Consider the following 17,461-nt stretch of genomic DNA (forward strand, 5'->3'; position numbering starts at 1 on the left):
CAGCTGCGCGAATCGCCGCATCACCGGCGTGTCCACCAGCGCCTCTTCCATCGCCGGATCAGACAGCGCGTACCACTGCTGCAGGAAGTGGATGCGCAGCATCGTCGCCAAGGGGTAGGGCTGTCGGCCGGGACGGCCCATCTTCGGGTAGTGCGGCGCGATCAAGGCCAGCAGCGCCTGCCACGGCACCACCTGCTCCATCTCCGCCAGGAACACCTCACGCCGCGTGCGCTTGCGACCCATGCCTTCGGCATCACCGAACGATAGCTGCATCGAACTCACCCTTGAACCGATGACCCATTCTCGCTGAAAGTGGCGGAGTTGTTCAGACCTTCCCTAGCTCGACGACCCGTGCAGGGCAAACCGACGGAAGCGCCGAAGGCAGCAATGCCACCGGTGCCACGCACGACCACCACGACGCCAAGCCCGCTGCGGCTGGAGCCGACACGCCCAGCGCCTGAGCACGCTCTACATCTGCCGGAAATTTCCGCCGGCCACGGATGGCCGCACATTGCCACGGCTGACCTGCCGCGATGCATCGCGGCGGGTTGCTGTGCCCACATCCTCCGATGACCGCCCTCGCGGCATCACCCGCCACCGCCTTCATGGCCTAACCGGCACATGCCGGACGGGCGCTGGCCGTGCTAGCGTCGGCGCCCCATGTTCCACTGCCGTTGACTGCTGCCATGTCCCAGCTTACCCATGCCGCCCTTCTTGCCAGCCTGGCCCTTGCCGGCAATGCCAGCACTCCATCACCGGCCGGTGACGATCCCTATCTCTGGCTGGAAGAGGTGCAGGGCGAACGTGCCTTGACCTGGGTGAAAGCCCAGAACGCACGCACCGAAGCCGATATCGCGCAAAGCCCGGGGTTTGCGTCGCTGGAAGCCGATCTGCGTGCCATCCTCGATTCCACCGACAAGATTCCCGCGGTCGAGAAGATCGGCGAGTACTACTACAACTTCTGGAAGGACGCCCAGCATCCGCGCGGCGTCTGGCGGCGCACCACCCTGGCCGAATACCGCAAACCCAATCCCCAATGGGAAACCGTGCTCGACCTGGATGCCCTCAACGCCGCCGAAGGCACGCAGTGGGTGTGGCATGGCGCTGACTGCCTGCGTCCGAAATACCAGCGCTGCCTGATCGCGCTGTCCCCTGGCGGCTCCGATGCCGATGTGACGCGCGAGTTCGACCTGACCAGCAAGCAGTTCGTCAAGGACGGCTTCTACCGACCCGAGGCCAAGGGCGGTCTGGCCTGGATCGACGAAAACACGGTCTATGTGTACACCGATTTCGGTGCCGGCTCGCTGACCAGTTCCGGCTACCCGCGCATCGTCAAGGAATGGAAGCGCGGCACGCCGCTGTCGGACGCAAAGCTGGTCTATGAGGGCCGCCCGGACGATATGTATATCGCCGCCATGCGCGACCACACCCCAGGTTACGAGCGCGACTTCGTCAGCCGCACGCTGGCCTTCTACAACGACGAGCTTTACCTGCGCGACCGCGATGGCCGCCTGCACAAGATCGACGCGCCCAACTCGGCGCAGAAGAACGTGCACCGCAACTGGCTGCTGCTGGAACTGCGCGAGCCTTATTCCGCAGGCGGCAAGACCTATCCGGCCGGCGCGCTGATCGCCGCCGATTTCGACGCCTTCATGGCCGGCAAGCGCGATTTCAGCGTGCTGTTCATGCCGGATGAACACAGCTCGCTGGCGGGCTACACATGGACGCAGGATCACCTCGTCCTCAACGTGATGGAGGACGTCAAGAACCGGCTGATGGTGCTCACGCCCGGCAAGAACGGCTGGGCACGCGCCGACTTCACCGGCGCACCGGCCATGGGCACGCTGGCGGTCAGTGCGGTGGATCCGGATACCAGCAACGCGGTCTGGCTGACCGCCACCGACTTCCTCACCCCCACCACGCTGTCGTGGGCCGAGATCGGCAAGACGCCGGAAAAACTCAAGTCCAACCCGGTGTTTTTCGACGGCAGCCGGCATGTGATCGAGCAGCACTTCGCCACCAGCAAGGACGGCACCCGCGTGCCGTATTTCCTGGTGCGGCCCAAGAATCTTGCGTTCGATGGCCGCGCCCCGACCCTGCTGTACGGCTATGGCGGCTTCGAGATCGCACTCACGCCCAGCTATTCCGGCATCATCGGTAAAGCCTGGCTGGAAAAAGGCGGCGTCTATGTGCTGGCCAACATCCGCGGTGGCGGCGAGTACGGCCCGCGCTGGCATCAGGCGGCGCTGAAAGCCAACCGGCACAAGGCGTACGAAGACTTCGCCGCGATCGCCGATGATCTGGTGGCACGCAAGATCACCTCCCCGCGCCACCAGGGCGCGATGGGTGGCAGCAACGGTGGGCTGCTGATGGGCAACATGCTCACCCAGTACCCGGACAAGTTTGGTGCCATCGTGATCCAGGTGCCCTTGCTGGACATGAAGCGCTACAGCCACCTGCTGGCCGGTGCCTCGTGGATGGCCGAATACGGCGACCCCGACAGCGCCGACTGGGACTTCATCCGCACCTTCAGCCCCTATCACCTGTTTGACCCGGCCAAGACCTACCCGCCGGTGCTGCTGCTGACCTCCACCAAGGACGACCGCGTGCATCCAGGCCATGCCCGCAAGATGATGGCCAAGCTGGTCGCAGCAGGTAAGGACGCACACTATTACGAGAACATCGAGGGTGGCCACGGCGGCGCGGCGGACAATGCCCAGGCCGCGCATATGAGCGCACTCGCCTACACCTTCCTGTGGCAGCGGCTGGCCCAGTAAGCCTGATGACACTGCTTTCCGCCATGTTGCCCATGCAACGTTTTTTCTCTCTGTTTGCCTGTCTCGCCCTGATGAGTGCTCCCGCATATCCCCGCAACAACACCCCCACCCCTCCGGTCGCACCGCAGAAACCGCACGTGGTGAAGGCGCCGTTCGGCGCCGAACGCCAGGACGAGTACTACTGGCTGCGCGATGACAGCCGCAAAGATCCAGCCGTGCTGGGCGTGCTCAATGCCGAAAACGCCTATGCCGATGCCGTGTTGGCACCGCTGCGACCGCTGCAGGAACGGCTGTATCAGGAGATCGTTGCGCGCATCCAGCAGGACGACGCCAGCGTGCCTGCGCGTGAACGCGGTTGGTGGTACTACACCCGCTTCGTGACCGGCAAGGACTACCCCATCCATGCCCGCCGCCCGGATGCGCCCGGCCTGGATCCGCGCAGCATTCTGCAGGCCAATGCCGCCGGCGATTTCCGCGACGAGCAGGTGTTGCTGGATGTGAACCAGCTGGCCCAGGGCAAGGATTACTTCAGCGTCGATGCGTTCGATGTCAGCCCCGACAACACCCTGCTGGCCTGGGCGGAGGACAGCACCGGCCGCCGCCAGTACAGCATCCGGTTCCGCAACCTGGTCACCGGCGAGCTCTACCCCGAGACCATCTCAGGTGTGGCCCCCAATCTGGTCTGGGCGGATGACAACAAGACCCTGTTCTACATCGAAAATGACCCCGAAACCCTGCTGACCGTGCGGGTCAAGAAACACGTGCTGGGCACCGATCCCGCCCATGATCCGGTGGTCTATGAGGAGCCCGACGACAGTTTCTACCTGGGCATCGGCCGCAGCCGCGACGAGCGCTACATCCTGATCAACAGCCACAGCACGGTGTCCTCCGAGGTGCGCTACGCCCCAGCGGATGACCCGCGCAGCTTCAAGGTGCTCAGCCCGCGTGCGCGTGATCTCGAATACGACGCCGACCATTACGACGGCCGCTGGGTGATCCGCACCAATGCCGACGGCGCCCGCAACTTCAAGCTGGTCACCGCCGCTGACGACGCCACCACACGCGATCACTGGCAGGATCTGGTGCCACACCGGCAGGACGTATTGATCGAGGGTTTCGAACTGTTTGCCGGTTTCATCGCCATCAGCGAGCGCAGCGAGGGCCTGGAGCGTGTGCGCCTGCGCATGCACGATGGCCGCGAGCAGTATCTGCAGGCCGACGAGAGCGCCTATTCGATCAGTCTTGCCAACAACAGCGAGCCGAACACCGACTGGGTGCGCTACACCTACACCTCGCTGACCACGCCCGCCACCGTGTATGCACTGAACGTACACAGCGGGGAACGCATGCTGCTCAAGCGGCAGCCGGTGCCCGGCTATGACCCAGCCAACTACGTCACCGAACGGCTGTGGGCCACCGCCCGCGATGGCACCCGGATTCCGGTCTCGGTCGTTTACCGGAAGGGCTTTGTAAAGAATGGCAAGGCCGCACTGCTGCAATACGGCTATGGCAGTTACGGCCTTTCGATGGATCCGGCGTTCTCGCTGTCGGTGATCAGTCTGCTCGACCGCGGCATGGTCTATGCCATCGCTCACATCCGCGGCGGCCAGGAAATGGGCCGGGCCTGGTACGAGGATGGCAAGCTGCTGAAGAAGCAAAACACCTTCACTGATTTCATCGACGTCACCGACTTTCTGGTGCAGCAAGGCTATGCCGCGCCCGATCGCGTAGCCGCGTATGGCGGCAGCGCGGGCGGCCTGCTGATGGGTGCTATTGCCAACATGGCGCCCAGCAAATACCGGGTGATCCTCTCGCAGGTGCCGTTTGTCGATGTGGTCACCACCATGCTGGATCCTTCGATCCCGCTGACCACCAACGAATACGACGAATGGGGCAACCCCGAACAGCCCGAGTACTACCACTACATGCTTGGCTATTCGCCTTACGACAACCTGCGCGCGCAGGCGTATCCGGCCATGTTCGTCGGTACCGGGCTGTGGGATTCGCAGGTGCAGTACTGGGAACCGGCCAAATACGTGGCACGCCTGCGCAGGCTCAATACCGGCACCGCCCCCGTGGTATTCCGGATCAACATGGACGCCGGCCACGGCGGCAAATCCGGCCGCTTCCGCCGCTATCAGGAACAGGCCGAGATGTACGCCTTCCTGCTGTCGCAGCTGGGGGTTGAATGACCCCCGGCGCGCCACCGCATCGTGCCGGATGAGCCATGCAGCGTTGGCTGTGGGCGTTGCTGGCCTGGATCAGCCTGGGGCTGGGCATCCTGGGCGCACTGCTGCCGGTGATGCCGACCGTCCCGTTCATCCTGCTGTCGGCCTTTGCCGCCGCGCGCGGCTCCGAACGCCTGCGCGGCTGGCTGCTGCAGCACCCACAGTTTGGCCAGGCGATCCTGGACTGGGAACAGCACGGCACCGTGCACCGGCGCGCCAAATGGCTGGCCACGGTCATGATGGCGGCCTCCGGAACGGCGGTCTGGTTCACCGCGCCACGTCCATGGATGGCCGCCACGGTCGATCTGGTGATGGCGCTGACCCTGCTGTGGCTATGGCGACGGCCGGAGCCGCGACAGTGACCCGGTCGCTGGGTACACTGCCGGCATGACCAAACGCTTCCTCTTGCTGGCCCTGCTCATCACCCTGCTGTCTGCCTGCGGCAACAAGGGGCCGCTGGTGCTGCCGGACAAAACGCCGCCCGCGCCCGCCAGCCAGCCCTCGACCGACGGCTAAAGACCGGAATGGCGATGCATTTCACCAAGATGCATGGCGCCGGCAACGATTTCGTCGTGCTGGATCTGCGCGACGGGCGGCCGCCACCCTCCGCCGAGATGTGCGCACGCCTGGCCGATCGCCACTTTGGTGTTGGCTGCGACCAGCTGTTGACGATCGAACCGCCACGCACATCCGGTTCGGTTGCCGCCTATCGCATCTGGAACGCCGATGGCAGCAGCGCCGGTCAATGCGGCAACGGCGCCCGCTGCGTCGCCGCCTGGCTGGTGCGCGCCGGGGCGGCTCCGGCGGCGGGCGAGTTCGTCATCGACAGCCCCAGCGGCCGCCATCGGGTTCTGCGTGATGACGCAGGCCAGTTCATGATCGACATGGGCATCCCCCGGTTTGCGCCGGCCGACATCCCGCTGCATGGCTTCAGCGAACCGCAGGACCCCTACCTGGTGCCGCTGGGCGAAGGTCAGGTGGCGATCGGCGCGGTCTCGATGGGGAATCCACACGCGCTGCTCGAGGTGGAGGCACTGGATGACGCCGATCTCGCCGGCATCGCTGTGGCACTGCAACGGCATCCGGCCTTTCCCGAATCCGTCAATGTCGGCATGGCGCAGGTGCTGGCACCGGATCATCTGCGGCTGCGCGTGTACGAGCGCGGCGTCGGCGAAACCCTGGCCTGCGGCAGCGGTGCCTGCGCGGCGGTGGCGATCCTGGATCGGCGCGGCCGGGTGCAGGCCACCCATGGTGTCCGGGTGAGCCTGCCAGGCGGCATACTCACCGTGCGGCGGCATGCAGATGACGGGCATGTGTGGATGGCCGGCCCGGCCGTCTTCGTTTTCGAAGGAGCATGGTCGTGAACAAGGATCTCGACAGCGTGAAGGAATCCCTAGGCGCACATGAAGTGGCGGCCTGGCTGCGGCGCCACCCCACTTTCCTGCAGCAGTTCCCGGATCTGGCGCTGGCGCTGGTCGTTCCGCGTGAAAGCGGCCCGGCCGCCTCACTGGCCAGCTACCAGTTGGAGATCCTGCGCGACAAGAACCGCGAACTGAGCCGGCGCCTGCACGAGCTGCTGGCCAATGCCCAGGAAAACGAACGGCTGGCCGTGCGCACCCACCAGCTGACCCTGGCACTGATGCGCCAGCGTGATGCTGCTGGCACCTGGCGGGCGCTGGTGGCCAGCCTGCGCGAGGACTTCCAGAGCGATCTGGTGCGGGTGGTGGCCTTCCATCCAGTGCCAGAGCTGGACGGCGCCGACTGGTGGCAGGTGATGGCCGAAGACGACCCGCGTCTGGCCAGTTTCCAGATCCTGCTGGACGTCGGCGACCCGGTCTGCGGACGGCTGCATCCGGACAAGCAGGCCGTGCTGTACGGCCCCCGCGCCGACGAGGTGCAAAGCTCGGTCCTGCTGCCGTTGCGCGGCACCGGGCTGGTCGCAGTGGGCAGTTTCGACGCCCATCGCTTCTTCCCCGGGATGGGCACGCTGTTTTTGCGGATGATGGGCGAGTCGCTGGTCACCGCACTGCAGCGGTGCGCCTGAGCAAACCCCCGCCATGGACGCAACGGCCGCCCCGGTCGACGCCTTCCTGGAGCACCTACGGGTGGAAAAACAGGGCTCGGCGCATACCCTGGCCGCCTATCGCCGCGATCTCGACGCGCTGCTGCACTGGGCTGCAGGCCGTGATCTGTGCAGCCTGACGCCGGACGATCTACGCAGCTTCATCGCCGCCGAACATCGGCGCGGCCTGTCCCCCAAATCACTGCAACGCCGGCTGTCGGCCTGCCGCAGCCTGTACCGCTGGCTGCTGCGACAGGGCCGGATCGCCGCATCGCCCTGCGCCGGCGTGCGTGCGCCCAGAGCGCCGCGCAAACTGCCGCAGGTGCTGGACGTGGACGAGGCAGTGCACCTGGTGACACTGCCCGCGGACGGCCCGCTGGGCCTGCGCGACCGCGCCCTGCTGGAATTGTTGTATTCCTCCGGGCTGCGCCTGTCGGAAGTCTGCGCACTACGCTGGCGCGATCTGGACTTCGCCCAAGGGCTGGTCAGCGTTTTCGGTAAAGGCAGCAAGCAACGCATCGTGCCGGTCGGCTCACACGCCCGGCAGGCACTGTTGGCCTGGCGCCAGGCCAGCGCCGCCAGCGCAGACGGCTTTGTGTTTCCCGGCCGTGGCGGTGCACAGATCAGCGCCCGCGCCATCCAGTTGCGGCTCAAGCAGCTGGCGCAGCGGCAAGGCGTGTACAAGCGCATCCATCCGCACCTGCTGCGGCACAGCTTTGCCAGCCACCTGCTGGAATCCTCCGGCGACCTGCGCGCAGTGCAGGAACTGCTGGGCCATGCGGACATCAGCACCACCCAGATTTACACCCATCTGGACTTCCAGCATCTGGCGAAGGTGTACGACGCGGCGCATCCGCGCGCCAAGCGCAAGCGCCAAACCAGCCCGGAAGGTTGACGCCCACGCGGCTCGGCTGCGGTGACTGCCTTCAATACGACGCCTGCGCATTGCCGGATCGGGCAGCGAACGCTTTTCCCCGCAACCGCCCAACAACCAGCCGACGTCAGACCGGGGACTTGAACCACCACACCGCTGCCCCCACGTAGGCCGTTCTGACGGAGAAAACGATGGATCCCAGCCAGAACCCCTATGTGTTCCACGCCACCACCATCGTCTCGGTGCGCCGCAACGGGCAGGTGGTGATTGCCGGTGATGGTCAGGTCACACTCGGCCACACGGTGATGAAGGCCAACGCCCGCAAGGTGCGCCGGTTGGGCAAGGACGGCCGGGTGCTGGCCGGTTTTGCCGGCGCTGCGGCAGATGCGTTCACCCTGTTTGAGCTGTTCGAGGCCAAGCTGGAAAAGCATGGCCAGCTGACCCGTGCGGCGGTGGAAATGGCCAAGGACTGGCGCACCGAGCGCCGCTTCGGCAAGCTCGAAGCCCTGCTGGCGGTGGCCGATGCCGATACCTCGCTGGTGATTTCCGGCACCGGTGACGTGATCGAACCCGAAGACGGCCTGATCGCGATCGGCTCCGGCGGCATGTACGCGCTGGCCGCCGCCCGTGCGCTGCTGGCGCACACCCCGCTTGACGCCAAAGCCATCGCCACCGAGGCGCTGAACATCGCTGGCGACATCTGCATCTACACCAACCGCAATATCGTGGTCGAGCAGCTCTGACCCCGCCAGCGTCTTACCGAGGGCAGATCGATCAACCAAGCGAGTATCGGGGAGCGACTTGATCGGTCTGCCCTCGGTAAGACGCCTCCAGGACACCACACATGACTGATTCCTCCTCCATGACCCCGCGCGAGATCGTCGCCGAACTCGACCGCCACATCGTCGGCCAGCAGGCCGCCAAGCGGGCGGTGGCCATCGCCCTGCGTAACCGCTGGCGGCGTGCCCAGCTTCCACCTGAGCTGCGCAACGAGGTGATGCCAAAAAACATCCTGATGATCGGCCCCACCGGCGTCGGCAAGACCGAGATCGCGCGCCGGCTGGCGGCACTGGCCGATGCGCCGTTCGTGAAAGTGGAAGCCACCCGCTTCACCGAAGTCGGCTATGTCGGTAAGGATGTCGAGCAGATCATCCGTGATCTGGTCGATATCGCCGTCCAGCAGCAGCGCGCCCGGGCCAAGCAGCGGGTGCGGGCACAGGCCGAAGCGCGCGCCGAAGAACGCATCCTCGATGCCCTGCTGCCTCGGCGTGACCCCATGCCTGCGTTCGGGCTGGCGGCCAGTACCGAGGTGGATATCGGTGCAGAGCCGTCTGCGACCGAGTCGGCCACCCGCCAGAAACTGCGCCAGCAGCTGCGCGAAGGGGCGCTGGATCACCGCGAGATCGAGCTGGATTTGAGCAGCCAGATCGGTGTGGACATCCTCGCGCCGCCCGGCATGGAAGAAATGGGCCAACAGCTGCGTCAGTTGTTCGGCCAGCTGGCCGGCGGCAAGACCCAGCGCAAACGCATGACCATCCAGGCGGCGCGGCCACTGCTGATCGACGAAGAAGCCGCGCGGCTGATCAACGAGGACGAGGTGCGCGAGCGGGCAATCGAGGCCTGCGAGCAGCATGGCATCGTGTTCATCGACGAGATCGACAAGGTCGCCAAGCGCAGCGAAGGCTACGGCGCCGATGTCTCCCGCGAAGGCGTGCAGCGCGATCTGTTGCCGCTGGTGGAAGGCAGCACCGTCAGCACCAAGTACGGGCCGGTCAAAACCGATCACATCCTGTTCATCGCCTCCGGTGCCTTCCATCTGGCCAAACCGTCCGACCTGATCCCGGAACTGCAGGGGCGGTTTCCGATCCGGGTCGAGCTGACCGCACTCGGCAAGGAGGATTTCGTGCGCATCCTCACCGAGCCCAAAGCGGCACTGATCCGCCAGTACATCGCACTGATGGCGACCGAAGGTGTGCAGCTGTCATTCACCGATGCGGCCATTGACCGCATCGCCGAGATCGCCGCGCTGGTCAACGAACGGCAGGAAAACATCGGCGCACGGCGCCTGCACACCGTGCTGGAACGGCTGCTGGAAACACTCAGCTTCGAAGCACCCGACCGCAGCGGCACGGTCACCATCGACCGCAGCGACGTCGACAGCCAGCTGGGCACGCTGATTCAGGACCCAGACCTAAGCCGCTACATCCTGTGACGGTGGTGACGGGCCGCCCGGTGTGGCGGCCCGCATGGTCAGCGGTTGAGCGAGTAGGTGCCGTACAGAGCGGCTTCGGCCAGCACATGCCCCTGCATTGCCCGCAGCACGTCGGCTGCGGTGAACGGCGAGGGCAGCGCCAGCTGCGGCACGTCCAGCGCGAACAGGCGGAAGAAATAGCGGTGGATGCGCAGGTCGTGCGCGGGCGGGTAGGGGCCGTCGTAGCCGAAATACTGCCCGCCCATCTCGGCATCGCCATTGAACCAGCCGGTGTAGTCGTTCAGCCCGCGCACCCCGCCGGCGTCGTGACCGGCCGGCTTGCCACGGACGGTGACGCCATCGCTGCAGCTGCCAGCGGCAATCTCGCGCACCTCGGCCGGAATGTCGGCCACGACCCAGTGCACGAAGTCGCCGCGCGGATGTTCCACCGGGATCGGGGTGGCGGCATCCGCCACCAGCGCCGGGTCAGTGGGCGCGTCCGGGTCGATGCACAGCAGCGCAAACCCGCGCGTGCCGGCCGGCACGTCTTCCCACGCCAGATGCGGATTGCGGTTGCCACCAAAGCCGCCGCCGGGCGCGCCCATGGCGAACTCCGGCGCCAGCGGCTGGCCGTTCTGGAAACTGTCGCTACGCAAGCGCATGGTCATCCTCCTGCTCGGAATCCGCCCCGGATTCTACGGCGGAGGCCTCCAGCGCGGCGAGGCAACGCGCCGCCACCCAGCGTTCGGCATAGCCGTCCATGCTGGGGCGATCGATAAATCCGCAGTGGCCGCCGTGGCGGGCCAGTTCGAGATGGACATTGGCAAACCCGGCGATGTGCGGGAATGCCTCGGACGGCACCACCGGATCGTCAGCCGCCATCAGGATGTCGGCCGGCACCGTCAGTGCGCGCAGGCGATCCCCCGCCAGCGAATAGCCGTCGAAATAGGCGGCAAGATCCGGATAGTCGGTTGCATGCTGCACCATCCAGGCCGTCAGCGGCCGCATCGGCAGGCGCAGCACGGCGTCGTCGAAGGCATGGATCTGCGGAAACAGCGCCCGTTTGCGCGCCAGCGACTGCCGCCACTTGCGTTCGAAATAGCGCATGTACAGCGCCGGCCCCTGCTCCATGCAGTCCATGGTGTGGGCCGGATCCAGCAGCGGACAGACCGCCACCACCCGCCGCAGCGGCAGCCCCGCAGCCGGCGCCCGCAAGGCCAGACGCAGGGCGAAGTTGCCGCCAAGCGAAAATCCGGCCGCCAGCAGCGGCAGGCCAGGCCAGTGGGCGGCCACGGCCCGCGCCGCGTCCACCACTTCGTCCAACCGGTTGGAATGGAACAGCCCCTCGTTGAGGTGGTGGGTGCCGCCATGATCGCGGAAATTCAGGCGGAACACCGCAAACCCGCGCCGCAGCAGGCGGGCCGCGGTCAGACCCATGTAGCTGGAATGGATGCTGCCCTCCCAGCCGTGCAGCAACAGCACCGTCGCGCGCGGTGGCCGCGCACGCGGCGTGCTAGCCACGCCCTGCAGACGCACCCCGCCCGGCAGCGTCAGCAATGTCGGCGTGTGCTGCGCCGCCACCTGATGCAGCCGCTGACGGGCGCGGGCGGCACGCAGCGGGCTGGACGCCAGCACTGACTGCAGGTGCGGGTTCCGCAGCCAGTCCGGCGGACGAAACCGCGACGGACGGATACCGTGCGGCATCAGGCCTGCCCCATTGCCCGCAACACCTGCTGACGGGCGGTGTCGGCAATGGCGCGCCGGCCGTCGTACTGGCGCGGGTCGATCGGCGTGGTGAAGCACACCCGCACCGTTCGCGCCGGTTCACCCAACAGGCGTAAGAAGTTGCCCAGGAAGCTCTCGCCTGGTGCAAACGCGACCACGGTCTGCGCCTCGGCATGGGCGCCATAGCACAGCGCCACCGGCTGCACCGGTGCCTGGGCTTCGACGGCCGTGGCGAAAATGCGGGCATGAAACGGGCCAAGCGCACGCCCGTCGCGGGTCCCGCCTTCCGGAAAGGCCGCCACCGCACGACCGGCACGCAGCCGCCGCACCATTTCCTCCATCACCCGGCCCAGCGAATCGCCATTGCCGCGTTCCAGAAAAATGGTCTCGGCGTGGGTGGTGATCCAGCCCACCAGTGGCCAGCGACGAATCTCCGATTTGGCGATGAACCCCATCATGTGCTGGGAGTGCAGGGCCACAATATCGACCCAACTGACGTGGTTGGCCACGAACAGGGTGCCGCCCGGCAGCGGCTCGCCTTCCCGCTGCAGGCGCATGCCGAAAATGCGCAGCAGGCCCCCGGACCACCAGCGCACCATTGCATGCGACAGCGGCCCACCGCGGCCCAGCGCGATCAGCAGCAGGGTCAGCGGCAGGTCGATCAGCAAATGCCAAAGCAGCAGCGGGGTGCGGTAGAGATAGCGGAACGCGCGCATGGACACGGCAAGGGCCGTTGGACGACGGTCAACAGTGTACGGGCCGACGGCCTGGTTCATGGGGTTCCCTCCTCGTCATCATTGGCGCCTTCATGGATCGCCGCCAGGCAATCGTCGCAGATCAGCACCTCGCGCCGACCGCCGAGGACATCGTCGATGATCTGCGCGCTGACCAGATCATCGAGCGGCGCATTGCAGCCGCAATAGTGGCAAACCCAGTCCTCCTCTGGCGGGACCGGCTCGGGTGGTTCTGGCAGGACGATCAGATCGTCGCAGTACGGGCAGGGAGCACTGCACTCGAAAATGACCCCGCTGTCCACCCGCGCCAACACCCGCGCCGCGGCATTGCTGATGCCCTTGGTCTCACCGCAGCGTGTGCAGTAGCGGTCGGCCTGCGGCAGATAGATCACCTCGCCCACGACATCCTCCCTGTTCGGTCGTCCCCGGGCAGCTGACCACATTCGCACCGGGGCCACGTCCAGTATTGCGGGAGTTTGAGGTTTCACCAAATCCAATCGGCCCGACCGCAGGCCGATGTTCAGCTGCTGGCGGGCGGGGCCGGCAACACCGCCAGGGTGAGCCGGCTGATGCACACCAGCTGGCCGGTCTGGTCCTCGATGCGGATGTCCCACACCTGGGTGCTGCGGCCAAGGTGCAGTGGCCGCGCGGTGCCGGTCACCGTCCCCTGACGCATCGCACGCAGATGGTTGGCGTTGATCTCCAGCCCCACCACCGCGTTGCCACCCGCCAGCAGCGCACCGGCGCTGCTGCCCAATGTCTCCGCCAACGCCACCGAGGCGCCGCCGTGCAGCAGCCCGTAGGGCTGGCGGGTGCGCGCATCGACCGGCATGGTCGCGCGCAGGTAGCCCTCGCCCAGCTCGGTGAACTCGATTCCCAGCGCCTCCATCAAGGTGCCGCGGGAACGCGCATTGAGCGCCTCCAGGGTCACCTCAGAAGGCCAGGCAAAACGCAGTGCCTGCATCGCGATAGTCCGGTGGTTGATTGAACAGGCGCGATTGTAGCCACGGCGCCGTCACAGAATCGGCGCCAGCCCCGAACCGAACGCGGTGAACAGCCGCAGGCCCAGCCATTTCAGGCCAATATCGACTTCCGGAAAATCTCCCACCGGCTGATTGCAGCGGCGGAAATCGGGCGCGAACGGGGAGGGCGGCACGCGGGTGGGCGGGCAGTCCGGGCCGGGCACGTACTCGAAGCTGGTGGCATATTTGCGCGGCCAGAGATCGAAGATCGGCATTCGCTCGGACAGCTTGGTCAGGGTGTATTCGACACCGGGCAGGATGGGGGCCTCGTCACGGCGGCCGATGGTCCAGGCATTGGCCGGGGCCATATCCCCCAGGATGCTTTCGGCAAGCGCGCGGGCAAAGCCGGGGTCGGCAATCACCACCGCGCTTTCGGTATTGAGGGTGTCACCGCGCGGGTCGAAGTTGTGGGTTCCCACCACACCGACCTGCTCATCCACCACCAGCGACTTGGCATGCAGGCCGGTGCGCAGCCCCGCATGCTTGAGCCGCACCGGCAGGCCACCCGATGACGCCAGCGGTGATGGCCGCCTGGCCTCGCTGACCGGCACCTGGTCCAGCCCACGCGCCGCCAGCCGCCGCGCCCGCAGGTTGGTCTTGGCCGTATCTGGCACGGGAGTCGTCGCCGCGGCATCGGCCGATGGCACCTCACCTGCATCCTCGTCATCGTCCAGCCCCGCACCCGTCTGACCCAGCTCCAGCGGTGCCTCGGCGGGGAACGGTTTGAACTCGTGGATCTCGAACCCAAAGTCGCGCAGATAACGGCGTTTGTATTTGTACGAAATGGCATACGCCATGAACGCATCGGTGGCGGCCAGGCTGTTGGTGGAGACCAGCACCCGCGGCGGGGACGGGCGCGCATGCAGCTGGCGGAACACCGCCTGGGCCGCCGGCGACAGCACCAGATACGGGGTTTGCAGCAGCACCTGCTGGCGCGCCTCGGCCACCAGGTCGAGCAGGCGGCGGCTGGCCTCGCCCACGGTCGCGTTCTGGGCCACCTCTGCATCCGATTCGCGGCGATGCTTGCGTGGCAGGTCGGCAATGAAGGACACCGCGCCAACCGGCAGCGCCGGATCGACGAACCGCGCCTTCAGCAGCGCCGCATCGTCCACTTCCGCCAGCAGGGCGCGCACCCGCTGCGGCTGCCGGAACGGGTGATGCGGCGGCGGGGGCGGGCCATTGCGGCGCAGGTAATGGGCCACATCGCCCAGCCGTTCGGCCGGCACGCTGCGGGGGGAGGTCCAGAACGCCTCGAAGTTGGCCGCCATGTCGGCCACCACCGGGCCGGCCAAGAGCAGGTCGCGGTCGCGGAAGTTGTACCCCTGGCCCCAGTCGTAATAGACGTCCTGATAGTTGCGACCGCCGACGATGCCGACCAGACCATCCACGACCAGAAGCTTGTTGTGCATGCGCCGGTTGAGCTGACGCCAGCAGCACAGCGAGGCCACCGCATACATCGGCAGCGGCAGACGGGCGCGATCCAGTACCGGGTTGTACAGGCGCAGCTCCAGATTGGCATGCAGCGAGGCCAGCGCGGCCAGGGTTTCCACCTTGCGCAGCGCGGCCAGTTGGTCGATCAGGATGCGTACCTTGACGCCGCGATAGGCCGCCGCCTCCAGCTCGTCCATCACCAGCTGGGCCGAGTCGTCTTCATCGAAAATGTAGGTTTGCAGATCGATGCTGTGCCGGGCACTGCGGATCAGATGGATGCGCAGCAACAGGGCGTCCGGGGCATGATCGAGAATGAGTGCACGGTGGCGCGGTGCCTGCGGCGTGGATGCCGCCCAGGTCTCACGCGCCATTGCGAGCACCGGCGAAGGCGTGGCACAGGCGTCGTCGCGGCTGCAGTCCACCTGGGTGCTGCGTGCGGCGGCGGCGATGCGTGCCGCGGTCTCATGCCGGTGCGGGCCGACGCTGGCGCATCCCGCCAACAGCAGACCCAGCCACAGCACCAGCCCGCGGAATAGCACCGCCGTGTTCACCCGCCGCTGCATGACCTCATGGCCACCAGAAGTGCACCAGCCGGGCGGTCCCCGGCTCGATCGGCTGACCCGGCGCACATTCCAGCACCGCGATCCCGGCCGGCGGCATCCCGCGGTACTCACCGGACTGACCGCTGTGCAGCAGGGCAGCCAGCCGCTCCAGCCCCGGGTTGTGGCCGATGATCAGCAGCCGCACCACCTCGGCGTGGGCTTCTGCCAACGCCGCCAGCGTGCCGGCCGTGGCGTCGTAGATGGCCGGCACCTCACGCACCTCCGCCCCTCCCAGATCCCCCAGACCGGCCAGGGTCTCGCGGGTGCGCCGGGCAGGCGAACACAGGATCCGCTGCGGCAGCCGCCCGTGCGCACGCAGCCAGTCCCCGGCCGCCGCCGCCTCGGCCCGCCCGATCGCCGACAGCGGGCGGTCGCGATCGTCCTGCCCGGGCGTGGCCGGCTCGGCGTGGGCGTGACGGAGCAGGATGAGTTCGCGCATGCAGCCTCCAGAGTCGGCGCTTCAAAGCCGCAGCCTACCGCAGGCGCTCCAGCGATGGGGAGACTGACATCGGCCGGCTGGAGTAGGCTAGCCATGCCCTGTTGCCGGCCTGCGGTGTATGTCCACGCTGATTTTTCACAACGGTTTCATCCTCACCGATCGCGGTTTCGAACCCGATACCTGCGTCGTGGTCGAAGACGGCCACATCGTCGCCGTCCTGCATGGCGATCCTCCGTCTGGCCCGCCCCGGATCGATCTTGCCGGCGGCTGGCTGGCGCCCGGCTTCATCGATGTCCAGGTCAATGGCGGCGGCGGTGTGCTGTTCAATGACGACCCCAGCGTCGCCACGATTGCCACCATCGGCCGGGCACACCGTCGCTTTGGCACCACCGGCTTTCTGCCCACACTGATCAGCGATACCACTGAAACGATGCAGCGGGCGATTGCCGCCACCCGTGCCGCCATCGCGGCTGGCGTCCCCGGGGTGCTCGGCATTCACCTGGAAGGCCCATACCTGGCGCCAGCTCGCCGCGGCGTCCACGATGCCCGCCACGTCCGGGTGCCGGATGCCGACGAACTCCAGCACATCACCGCGCTGGACACGGGCAAGACCCTGATCACCCTGGCACCAGAACAGGTGCCACTGACCACGCTGCACGCACTGCGCGCGCGCGGCGCCATCCTCAGTGCCGGGCACAGCGCGGCTACGTTGACGCAGGCGCAGGTAGCCTTTGCCGCCGGCATCCGCGGTGTCACCCATCTGTTCAACGCAATGCCACCCCTGCAGGGGCGCGAGCCTGGGCTGCTGGGCGCGGCGCTGGACGACGATGCGGTCTGGTGCGGGATCATCGTCGATGGCGTGCACGTGCATCCGGCCAGCCTGCGCGTGGCGGTGAAGGCCAAGCCACGCGGGAAGGTGCTTCTGGTCACCGATGCGATGCCGGTGGTGGGCAGCGACCACCCCGACTTCACCCTGTACGGCCAACCCATCACCGTCCGCGACGGCGCGCTGCGCACTGCCGACGGCACGTTGGCCGGCAGCGCCCTGGACATGGCGCACGCCGTCCGCAACACAGTGCACCTGCTGGGGCTGCCGCTGGACGAAGCCTGCCGGATGGCGGCGCAGTATCCGGCCGAGTTCCTCGGCCTCGGCGACCAGTATGGCCGCATCGCACCCGGCTACCGCGCCAATCTGGTCTGGCTGGATTCGGCATTGCAGGTGCGCGGTACCTGGATCGGCGGCGAGGGCGATCCGGACGCACCCTGCGCACGCTGCTGACCACAGCCATCCCGGCCAACCATGGGCGCTTGGTAGAATGCCGCCCTTCCCGGACGCCGCCCCGTGCGGCGTTTTTGCCATCTGCGGACCTCTGCCA

General features: G+C 66.9%; 18 protein-coding genes. 10 read left to right on the forward strand and 8 right to left on the reverse strand.

The window, feature by feature from the left end:
• Positions 1 to 273 (reverse strand): transposase (locus tag BUA29_RS05920; RefSeq protein ID WP_143148826.1); only part of this gene is annotated, 273 nt, incomplete at its 3' end.
• A 413-nt stretch (positions 274 to 686) separates the two neighbouring features.
• Here BUA29_RS05920 and BUA29_RS05925 point away from each other — a divergent pair.
• From BUA29_RS05925 to hslU, 9 genes are all read left to right on the forward strand, one after another.
• Entirely contained in the window at positions 687 to 2,777 is a 2,091-nt protein-coding gene (locus BUA29_RS05925; RefSeq protein WP_072755697.1) for a prolyl oligopeptidase family serine peptidase, read from the forward strand.
• A gap of 71 nt (positions 2,778 to 2,848) precedes the next feature.
• Positions 2,849 to 4,969: a S9 family peptidase gene (locus BUA29_RS05930; RefSeq protein ID WP_245770516.1), complete on the forward strand. Its 2,121-nt coding sequence runs from the start codon at positions 2,849 to 2,851 to the stop codon at positions 4,967 to 4,969.
• A gap of 35 nt (positions 4,970 to 5,004) precedes the next feature.
• Positions 5,005 to 5,367: a YbaN family protein gene (locus tag BUA29_RS05935; RefSeq protein ID WP_072755698.1), complete on the forward strand. Its 363-nt coding sequence runs from the start codon at positions 5,005 to 5,007 to the stop codon at positions 5,365 to 5,367.
• A 25-nt stretch (positions 5,368 to 5,392) separates the two neighbouring features.
• The gene (gene lptM, locus BUA29_RS11905; RefSeq protein ID WP_084602370.1) at positions 5,393 to 5,521 is read left to right on the forward strand and encodes an LPS translocon maturation chaperone LptM; all 129 of its coding nucleotides are present in this window, start codon (positions 5,393 to 5,395) and stop codon (positions 5,519 to 5,521) included.
• 8 nt (positions 5,522 to 5,529) lie between these two features.
• Positions 5,530 to 6,369 (forward strand): diaminopimelate epimerase, encoded by an 840-nt coding sequence (dapF, locus tag BUA29_RS05945; protein ID WP_072755699.1) that lies wholly within the window; start codon positions 5,530 to 5,532, stop codon positions 6,367 to 6,369.
• Positions 6,366 to 7,049 (forward strand): DUF484 family protein, encoded by a 684-nt coding sequence (locus tag BUA29_RS05950; protein WP_245770517.1) that lies wholly within the window; start codon positions 6,366 to 6,368, stop codon positions 7,047 to 7,049. Before dapF ends, BUA29_RS05950 begins: the two co-directional genes overlap by 4 nt.
• A 13-nt stretch (positions 7,050 to 7,062) precedes the next feature.
• Positions 7,063 to 7,962: a tyrosine recombinase XerC gene (gene xerC, locus BUA29_RS05955; protein ID WP_072755701.1), complete on the forward strand. Its 900-nt coding sequence runs from the start codon at positions 7,063 to 7,065 to the stop codon at positions 7,960 to 7,962.
• 170 nt (positions 7,963 to 8,132) lie between these two features.
• Positions 8,133 to 8,684 (forward strand): ATP-dependent protease subunit HslV, encoded by a 552-nt coding sequence (gene hslV, locus BUA29_RS05960; RefSeq protein WP_072755702.1) that lies wholly within the window; start codon positions 8,133 to 8,135, stop codon positions 8,682 to 8,684.
• Positions 8,685 to 8,785: 101 nt separating this feature from the next.
• Positions 8,786 to 10,153 (forward strand): ATP-dependent protease ATPase subunit HslU, encoded by a 1,368-nt coding sequence (gene hslU, locus BUA29_RS05965; protein ID WP_072755703.1) that lies wholly within the window; start codon positions 8,786 to 8,788, stop codon positions 10,151 to 10,153.
• 38 nt (positions 10,154 to 10,191) lie between these two features.
• On the opposite strand, the gene BUA29_RS05970 is transcribed toward hslU, so the two are convergent.
• The 7 genes from BUA29_RS05970 to BUA29_RS06000 form a co-directional block, all read right to left on the reverse strand.
• Positions 10,192 to 10,794 carry a YbhB/YbcL family Raf kinase inhibitor-like protein gene (locus BUA29_RS05970; RefSeq protein ID WP_072755738.1) on the reverse strand — a complete coding sequence of 201 codons (603 nt, stop codon included), beginning with the start codon at positions 10,792 to 10,794 and terminating at the stop codon, positions 10,192 to 10,194.
• Complete coding sequence (locus BUA29_RS05975) at positions 10,781 to 11,824, reverse strand: YheT family hydrolase (RefSeq protein ID WP_143148827.1); 1,044 nt, start codon at positions 11,822 to 11,824, stop codon at positions 10,781 to 10,783. Before BUA29_RS05975 ends, BUA29_RS05970 begins: the two co-directional genes overlap by 14 nt.
• Positions 11,825 to 11,835: 11 nt before the next feature.
• Complete coding sequence (locus BUA29_RS05980) at positions 11,836 to 12,633, reverse strand: lysophospholipid acyltransferase family protein (RefSeq protein WP_072755705.1); 798 nt, start codon at positions 12,631 to 12,633, stop codon at positions 11,836 to 11,838.
• Positions 12,630 to 12,992, reverse strand: coding sequence for a hypothetical protein (locus BUA29_RS05985; protein WP_072755706.1), 363 nt, complete (start codon positions 12,990 to 12,992; stop codon positions 12,630 to 12,632). Before BUA29_RS05985 ends, BUA29_RS05980 begins: the two co-directional genes overlap by 4 nt.
• Positions 12,993 to 13,111: 119 nt before the next feature.
• On the reverse strand, positions 13,112 to 13,555 hold the full coding sequence (locus tag BUA29_RS05990; protein ID WP_072755707.1) for a hotdog fold thioesterase: 444 nt from the start codon (positions 13,553 to 13,555) through the stop codon (positions 13,112 to 13,114).
• A gap of 51 nt (positions 13,556 to 13,606) precedes the next feature.
• Positions 13,607 to 15,607 (reverse strand): phospholipase D family protein, encoded by a 2,001-nt coding sequence (locus tag BUA29_RS05995; RefSeq protein ID WP_072755708.1) that lies wholly within the window; start codon positions 15,605 to 15,607, stop codon positions 13,607 to 13,609.
• 4 nt (positions 15,608 to 15,611) lie between these two features.
• Positions 15,612 to 16,085 (reverse strand): SixA phosphatase family protein, encoded by a 474-nt coding sequence (locus BUA29_RS06000; protein ID WP_072755709.1) that lies wholly within the window; start codon positions 16,083 to 16,085, stop codon positions 15,612 to 15,614.
• Positions 16,086 to 16,203: 118 nt separating this feature from the next.
• Between BUA29_RS06000 and nagA the strand changes: the two genes are divergently transcribed.
• Positions 16,204 to 17,364: an N-acetylglucosamine-6-phosphate deacetylase gene (gene nagA, locus BUA29_RS06005; protein ID WP_072755710.1), complete on the forward strand. Its 1,161-nt coding sequence runs from the start codon at positions 16,204 to 16,206 to the stop codon at positions 17,362 to 17,364.
• Positions 17,365 to 17,461: the final 97 nt, after the last annotated feature.

The sequence above is a fragment of the Thermomonas hydrothermalis genome, assembly GCF_900129205.1.
Taxonomy (GTDB): Bacteria; Pseudomonadota; Gammaproteobacteria; order Xanthomonadales; family Xanthomonadaceae; genus Thermomonas; species Thermomonas hydrothermalis.

Bases quoted from the DNA above. Each gene is read 5' to 3' on its own strand.
- BUA29_RS05935 (WP_072755698.1), top strand. From the start codon at position 5,005: ATGCAGCGTTGGCTGTGGGCGTTGCTGGCCTGGATCAGCCTGGGGCTG.
- BUA29_RS05980 (WP_072755705.1), bottom strand. From the start codon at position 12,633: ATGAACCAGGCCGTCGGCCCGTACACTGTTGACCGTCGTCCAACGGCC.
- BUA29_RS05970 (WP_072755738.1), bottom strand. From the start codon at position 10,794: ATGCGCTTGCGTAGCGACAGTTTCCAGAACGGCCAGCCGCTGGCGCCG.
- BUA29_RS05930 (WP_245770516.1), top strand. From the start codon at position 2,849: ATGAGTGCTCCCGCATATCCCCGCAACAACACCCCCACCCCTCCGGTC.
- BUA29_RS05925 (WP_072755697.1), top strand. From the start codon at position 687: ATGTCCCAGCTTACCCATGCCGCCCTTCTTGCCAGCCTGGCCCTTGCC.
- BUA29_RS05995 (WP_072755708.1), bottom strand. From the start codon at position 15,607: ATGCAGCGGCGGGTGAACACGGCGGTGCTATTCCGCGGGCTGGTGCTG.
- nagA (WP_072755710.1), top strand. From the start codon at position 16,204: ATGTCCACGCTGATTTTTCACAACGGTTTCATCCTCACCGATCGCGGT.
- BUA29_RS05990 (WP_072755707.1), bottom strand. From the start codon at position 13,555: ATGCAGGCACTGCGTTTTGCCTGGCCTTCTGAGGTGACCCTGGAGGCG.
- hslV (WP_072755702.1), top strand. From the start codon at position 8,133: ATGGATCCCAGCCAGAACCCCTATGTGTTCCACGCCACCACCATCGTC.
- lptM (WP_084602370.1), top strand. From the start codon at position 5,393: ATGACCAAACGCTTCCTCTTGCTGGCCCTGCTCATCACCCTGCTGTCT.
- dapF (WP_072755699.1), top strand. From the start codon at position 5,530: ATGGCGATGCATTTCACCAAGATGCATGGCGCCGGCAACGATTTCGTC.
- BUA29_RS06000 (WP_072755709.1), bottom strand. From the start codon at position 16,085: ATGCGCGAACTCATCCTGCTCCGTCACGCCCACGCCGAGCCGGCCACG.
- xerC (WP_072755701.1), top strand. From the start codon at position 7,063: ATGGACGCAACGGCCGCCCCGGTCGACGCCTTCCTGGAGCACCTACGG.
- hslU (WP_072755703.1), top strand. From the start codon at position 8,786: ATGACTGATTCCTCCTCCATGACCCCGCGCGAGATCGTCGCCGAACTC.